Source organism: Streptomyces katrae (assembly GCF_000966975.1).
Lineage (GTDB): Bacteria > Actinomycetota > Actinomycetes > Streptomycetales > Streptomycetaceae > Streptomyces > Streptomyces katrae.
Genome location: NZ_JZWV01000198.1, coordinates 1 through 6,685, shown reverse-complemented (window position 1 = coordinate 6,685; position 6,685 = coordinate 1). Strand labels below are relative to the sequence as shown.

The 6,685-nt window shown below is 69.3% G+C and carries 6 protein-coding genes; 4 read left to right on the top strand and 2 right to left on the bottom strand.

What is annotated here, in order from left to right; translation table 11 throughout:
* Positions 1-32 precede the first annotated feature (32 nt).
* The gene (locus VR44_RS09150; protein WP_045946903.1) at positions 33-1,415 is read right to left on the bottom strand and encodes a cysteine desulfurase/sulfurtransferase TusA family protein; all 1,383 of its coding nucleotides are present in this window, start codon (positions 1,413-1,415) and stop codon (positions 33-35) included.
* A gap of 360 nt (positions 1,416-1,775) precedes the next feature.
* On the opposite strand from VR44_RS09150, the gene ctaC reads away from it, so the two are divergent.
* The 4 genes from ctaC to VR44_RS09130 all read left to right on the top strand — a co-directional run bounded on the left by ctaC (position 1,776) and on the right by VR44_RS09130 (position 6,268).
* A complete protein-coding gene (ctaC, locus tag VR44_RS09145; RefSeq protein ID WP_045946902.1) occupies positions 1,776-2,750 on the top strand; it encodes an aa3-type cytochrome oxidase subunit II in 975 nt (324 codons plus the stop codon).
* The gene (ctaD, locus tag VR44_RS09140; protein ID WP_042813652.1) at positions 2,747-4,474 is read left to right on the top strand and encodes an aa3-type cytochrome oxidase subunit I; all 1,728 of its coding nucleotides are present in this window, start codon (positions 2,747-2,749) and stop codon (positions 4,472-4,474) included. The genes ctaC and ctaD overlap by 4 nt, the downstream gene beginning before the upstream one ends.
* Positions 4,471-4,869, top strand: coding sequence for a cytochrome c oxidase subunit 4 (locus VR44_RS09135; RefSeq protein ID WP_042813651.1), 399 nt, complete (start codon positions 4,471-4,473; stop codon positions 4,867-4,869). Before ctaD ends, VR44_RS09135 begins: the two co-directional genes overlap by 4 nt.
* Positions 4,870-5,017: 148 nt before the next feature.
* On the top strand, positions 5,018-6,268 hold the full coding sequence (locus VR44_RS09130) for a L,D-transpeptidase (RefSeq protein ID WP_045946901.1): 1,251 nt from the start codon (positions 5,018-5,020) through the stop codon (positions 6,266-6,268).
* 81 nt (positions 6,269-6,349) lie between these two features.
* On the opposite strand, the gene VR44_RS09125 is transcribed toward VR44_RS09130, so the two are convergent.
* Positions 6,350-6,685 (bottom strand): hypothetical protein (locus tag VR44_RS09125; RefSeq protein ID WP_045946900.1); only part of this gene is annotated, 336 nt, incomplete at its 5' end.

Genomic DNA, 6,685 nt, shown 5'->3' with positions numbered 1-6,685 from the left:
GGAACGGAGAAAGCCCCGCGCAGCGGCCCGGGTCAGACCGCCCGGCGGACCCGGTAGGCCACGGCGTCGCCGTGCGGGGTCTCGCCGAGGTAGGTGTGCCCCCGCATCGCGCACCACGCCGGGATGTCCAGCCGCGCGACCTCGTCGTCCGACAGCACCGTCACCGTCCCGCCGACCGGTACGGAGACGATCGCCCGGGCCAGCTCGATCACCGGCTGGGGGCAGCGCAGCCCGAGGGCGTCGACCTCCATCGACTCCGCCACCGGAGGGACGGAGGGCACGGCGTCGGGGACGCCCAGTTCGGCCCGGACCCCCGCCACCGCCCGCGGCAGCACCTCCAGGAAGCCGTTGACCTCCTCCGCCGTCGTACCCCGCGGCAGCGACACCCGGACGTTCCCCTCCGACAGCACCCCCATCGCCCGCAGCACATGACTCGGGGTCAGCGTGGAGCTCGTGCAGGAGGAGCCCGAGGAGACCGACCAGCCCGCGCGGTCCAGTTCGTGCAGCAGGGTCTCGCCGTCGACGTACAGGCAGGAGAACGTCACCAGGTGCGGCAGCCGCCGGTCCGCGTGGCCGACCACCTCCACGTCCGGCACCAGCCGCGCCACCCGCCGCCGGATCCGGTCCACCAGCACCCGCAGCCGCGCCGCCTCCGCGTCCGCCTCGGCCCGCACCGCCCGCAGGGAGGCCGCCGCCGCCACGACGGCCGGCAGGTTGCCGAAGCCGGGGGAGCGGCCCGACTCCCGTTCGTCGGCGGGGCCTTGGGGGGCGAAGCGGACCCCCTTGCGGACCGCCAGCAGGCCGACCCCGGGCGGGCCGCCCCACTTGTGGGCGCTGGCCGTCAGCACCGACCAGGGACCCTCCACCGGCCCCCAGCCCAGCGACTGCGCCGCGTCGACCAGCAGCGGCACCCCCGCCTCCGCGCAGAGTCCGGCCACCTCCGCCACCGGCTGGACCGTGCCCACCTCGTGGTTGGCCGACTGGAGGCAGGCCAGAGCCGTGGTGGAGGACAGGGAAGAGGCGTACTCGACGGGGGAGACCGCGCCGAAGCGGTCGACGGGAACCTCCGTCACCGTGCCCCCGGCCGCCGCGTGCGCCTCCGCCGCGTGGAGTACGGAGCTGTGTTCGACCGCCGACACGACCAGATGGCCGCCCACCCGCCGGCGCCCTGCGAGGGCCCCCGCGACGCCCGCGTGAACCGCGTGTGTTCCCGAAGGAGTGAACACGAGCTCGTCGGCGCGGCATCCCACCGCCTCGGCCGCGGCCTCCCGCGCCGCGTCCAGCAGCAGCCGGGCCCGGCGCCCCTCCCGGTACAGCCGGGCCGGGTCCGCCCAGCCCTCGTCCAGTGCGGCCTGCAGCGCCTGCCGGGCCACGGGGTGCAGCGGGGCGGCGGACGCGGTGTCGAAGTACGGCATCCGGCCACCGTAAGGCAGGGGCGGCAGGGGGACGGGGGTTGAGGGGGTCCGTCCCGTCCGGCGGGTTCCGACGCCGGCCCCGTCCCGGGACGCCGCCCTGGTCAGCGCCGGGTTCAGGGGTCGTCAGATGCCGTCCGGAGCCCGCCGTTCAGGGCCGGACGGCCCGTCCCCCGTACGGCGGATCCATCCCTTCGGGGGCAGTAGCGGCGCGTTGGGCACCCTCCCCGCGCGGCCTCAAATAGCGTCCAGTAGGGTTTGGTCCGCATAAACATCCAAACCCCTGCCTGCGTCAGGGCCGGCGACCGACCCGAACACGGCCGCGGCCGGCCGCGCGGGCCGAGACTCTCGGGAAGGCGCTACGTGAGTCCCTACGGCTCCGACCGCTCGCCGCGGCGCCCGATGCGGCGGAAGCTGCTGCAGGCGCTGACTGCGGGCGTGGTCCTGGCGACCGCCACTGGTTGCTCGTACAACTGGAAAAGCTTCCCCCGCCTCGGTATGCCCTACCCGGCCACGGAGGAGGCGCCTCGCATCCTCTCCCTGTGGCAGGGTTCCTGGGCCGCCGCTCTCATCACGGGCATCCTGGTCTGGGGCCTGATCATGTGGAGCGTCATCTTCCACCGGCGCAGCCGGACGAAGATCGAGGTCCCCGCGCAGACCCGGTACAACATGCCCATCGAGGCCCTGTACACCGTGGTCCCGCTCATCATCGTCTCGGTGCTCTTCTACTTCACCGCGCGTGATGAGTCGAAGCTCCTCACCCTCTCCGCCAAGCCGGCTCACACCATCAACGTGATCGGCTTCCAGTGGAGCTGGGGCTTCAACTACGTCGAGAACGTCGACGGCGACGCCGCGACCCCGAAGGCGGGTGTGGTTCCCAAGGAGCTCGCCTCCCTGCCGGACCGCTTCACCAAGGACTTCCCCGCGGGCGCCGAGGGCGTCTACGAGAAGGGCGTCCCCGGCGACCGGAACGCGGACACCAACAACCCGGGGCCGACCCTCTACCTGCCCAAGGGCGAGAAGGTCCGCTTCATCCTGTCGTCGAACGACGTCATCCACTCCTTCTGGGTGGTGCCCTTCCTGTTCAAGCAGGACGTCATCCCCGGTCACACCAATGTCTTCGAGGTCACCCCGAACCAGGAAGGCACCTTCGTGGGCAAGTGTGCCGAGCTCTGCGGTGTCGACCACTCCCGCATGCTCTTCAACGTGAAGGTCGTCTCCCCCGCGGAGTACAAGGCCCACCTGAAGCAGCTGGCGGAGAAGGGTCAGACCGGCTTCCTGCCGGCCGGCATCAAGCAGACTGACCCCGCCCGGAATGCGGAAGTGAACAAACTGTGAGCATCCTCAACGAATCCCAGGGTGCCGCCGCCGACTCGTATGAAAACGAGCTGCCGGTGCGGCGCAAGCAGCCGGGCAACGTGGTCGTGAAGTGGCTCACCACCACCGACCACAAGACCATCGGCACGATGTACCTGGTCACCTCGTTCGTGTTCTTCCTGATCGGCGGCATCCTGGCGCTCTTCATGCGCGCCGAGCTGGCCCGTCCGGGCACGCAGATCATGTCGAACGAGCAGTTCAACCAGGCGTTCACCATGCATGGCACGATCATGCTGCTGATGTTCGCGACCCCGCTGTTCGCCGGTTTCGCCAACTGGATCATGCCGCTGCAGATCGGCGCGCCCGACGTGGCGTTCCCGCGGCTGAACATGTTCGCGTACTGGCTGTACCTCTTCGGCTCGACCATCGCGGTCGCCGGCTTCGTCACCCCCTCGGGTGCGGCCGACTTCGGCTGGTTCGCCTACTCCCCGCTGTCGGACGCCGTCCGCTCGCCGGGCATCGGCGCCGACATGTGGATCATGGGTCTGGCCTTCTCCGGCTTCGGTACGATCCTCGGCTCGGTCAACTTCATCACCACGATCATCTGCATGCGCGCTCCGGGCATGACGATGTTCCGCATGCCGATCTTCACCTGGAACGTGCTGCTGACCGGTGTCCTGGTCCTGCTCGCCTTCCCGGTCCTGGCCGCCGCGCTCTTCGCGCTGGAGGCCGACCGCAAGTTCGGTGCGCACGTGTTCGACGCGGCCAACGGCGGCGCCTTGCTGTGGCAACACCTCTTCTGGTTCTTCGGCCACCCAGAGGTGTACATCATCGCGCTACCGTTCTTCGGCATCGTCTCCGAGATCATCCCGGTCTTCTCCCGCAAGCCGATGTTCGGCTACATCGGTCTGATCGCCGCGACGATCGCGATCGCCGGCCTCTCGGTGACCGTGTGGGCCCACCACATGTACGTCACCGGCGGTGTGCTGCTGCCGTTCTTCTCCTTCATGACCTTCCTGATCGCGGTCCCGACCGGTGTGAAGTTCTTCAACTGGATCGGCACCATGTGGAAGGGCTCGCTGTCCTTCGAGACCCCGATGCTCTGGACGATCGGCTTCCTGGTCACCTTCACCTTCGGTGGTCTGACCGGCGTCATCCTGGCCTCGCCCCCGATGGACTTCCACGTCTCCGACTCGTACTTCGTCGTCGCGCACTTCCACTACGTCGTCTTCGGCACCGTGGTGTTCGCGATGTTCGCCGGCTTCCACTTCTGGTGGCCGAAGTTCACGGGCAAGATGCTGGACGAGCGCCTCGGCAAGATCACCTTCTGGACGCTGTTCATCGGCTTCCACGGCACCTTCCTGGTCCAGCACTGGCTGGGCGCCGAGGGCATGCCGCGCCGTTACGCGGACTACCTCGCCGCCGACGGCTTCACCACCCTGAACACGATCTCGACGATCAGCTCCTTCGTCCTCGGCCTCTCCTTCCTGCCGTTCATGTACAACGTCTGGAAGACCGCCAAGTACGGCAAGAAGATCGAGGTCGACGACCCGTGGGGCTACGGCCGTTCGCTGGAGTGGGCGACCTCCTGCCCGCCGCCGCGCCACAACTTCCTCACCCTGCCGCGCATCCGCAGTGAATCGCCGGCGTTCGACCTGCACCACCCGGAGATCGCGGCCCTCGACCACCTCGAGGACCACGCCCCGGCGAAGGCCGTCACCGGTGGCAAGGAGGCCGGCAAGTGAAGATCCAGGGCAAGATGTTCCTCTGGCTCTCCGTCTTCATCCTGATCATGACCGTCGTCTACGGCGTCTGGTCCAAGGAGCCGGTCGGAACCACCGCTCTCGCGCTGGCCTTCGGCCTGAGCGCCATGATCGGCTACTACCTGGCCTTCACGGCCCGGCGCGTGGACGAGATGGCCCAGGACAACCTGGAGGCCGACGTCGCCGACGAGGCGGGCGAGCTGGGGTTCTTCTCCCCGCACAGCTGGCAGCCGCTCTCGCTGGGCATCGGCGGTGCGCTCGCGTTCATGGGCGTCATCTTCGGCTGGTGGCTCATGTACTTCTCGGCCCCGATCATCCTGATCGGCCTGTGGGGCTGGGTGTACGAGTACTACCGCGGTGAGAACCAGAACCAGTAGGCGGTAGCCGTACCAGCGGTACGGACGCAGCACAGAAGCAGTACAAGAGCAGTACAGAGGGGCCCGGACACCTTTCGGAGGAGTCCGGGCCCCTCGTTTGCAGTCACCCCGCGCGACGTAATAGTCATATGTTCATAGCGTTGAGCGCATGAAGCACTCACCGCGTCTTTGGACGGTACTCAGCTGCTCCCTGCTGGTCGCGTCCCTCGGTGCCGGCGCCACCGCATGCGGGGGGTCCGCAGACAACCCGCTGTCAGCCCGCCCGTACGACGCGGCTGGGCAGGTGACCTTCAACCAGCCACCCGGCGGCGGCCGCGCCGCCGACCCCGACAAGCCCCTCGAAGTCACCGCCAAGGGCACGGACTCCCGTATCACCGACGTGACGGCCGTGGACACCCACGGGCGCCGCCTGGCGGGCGAACTCTCCGCCAAGGGAGACCGCTGGCACAGCACCACGCCCATGGCCGCGGGCGTCCACTACACGGTCACGGTGAGCACGGAGGACCGGCACGGGGCCCCGGGGCAGCGCACGCTCGCCTTCGACACCACCCCGGCCAAGAAGCTCCTCAAGGTCGAATTCGGCCCGGACGAGGGCAAATACGGGGTCGGGCAGCCCATCACGGCCGAACTCAGCGAACCCGTCAAGGACAAGGCCGCCCGCGCCCTCGTCGAACGGGGCCTGGTCATCGACACCCCGCAACCCGTCGAGGGCGCCTGGCACTGGGTCGACGACAAGAACCTGCACTTCCGCCCCAAGGACTACTGGCCCGCGCACTCCTGGGTCTCCGTACGGAGCAACCTGGAGGGCGTCAAGATCGAGGACGACCTCCACGGATCCGCCTCCAAGCCCCTCAAGCTGGAGATCGGCGACCGGGTGGAGGTCACCACCGACGCCGCCGCGCACACCCTCACGTTCGAGCGCAACGGAGAAGTGATCAACACCATTCCGGTGACCACCGGGAAGCCCGGCTTCTCCACCCGCAACGGGGTCAAGGTGGTGCTGGGCAAGCAGTACTTCGTCCAGATGCGCGGGGACACCGTAGGCATCGGCGGCAGCGAGTACTACAACCTGCCCGTCTACTACGCCACCCGCGTGACCTGGAGCGGCGAGTACGTGCACGCCGCGCCCTGGTCGGTCGGCTCCCAGGGCTACGAGAACGTCAGCCACGGCTGCACCGGCATGAGCACGGGCAACGCCGCCTGGTTCTACGAGAACATCACCGAGGGCGACATCGTCCGGGTGATCAACAGCATCGGCGAGGACATGGAGCCCTTCGGCAACGGCTACGGCGACTGGAACCTGGACTGGAAGGAATGGCGTGACGGCAGTTACCTCCTGAAGGGCACCCAGGAGGGCCGCAGCGCCGTCGACCAGGCCCGTCTCAGGCCCACCGTCTGACGCGCACGCCCCACGAAGCCCACGAGGGCCCGTCGGCGGCCGCAGAGCCGCCGCGGGCCCTCGCCCGTGCCCCGGGAGCCGCTAGGCGGCGTTGGGGGCCAGCCGGGAGCGCAGCAGCCCCGCCAGGGCCTCGGGGAACTCCACCGGGTCCACCGGAAGGGTGACGGCCGCGTCAGCGCGGCTCCAGGTGGCCAGCCAGGCGTCCTGCGGGCGCCCCATCAGCAGCAGCACCGGGGGACACCGGAAGATCTCGTCCTTGATCTGCCGGCACACCCCCATGCCCCCGGCCGGGACCGCCTCGCCGTCCAGCACGCACACGTCGATGCCGCCGGCGTCCAGTTCCTTGAGGACGGCTGGAAGCGTGGCACATTCCAGGAACTCCACCGGCGGCAGGTCCGCCGCCGGCCTCCGCCCGGC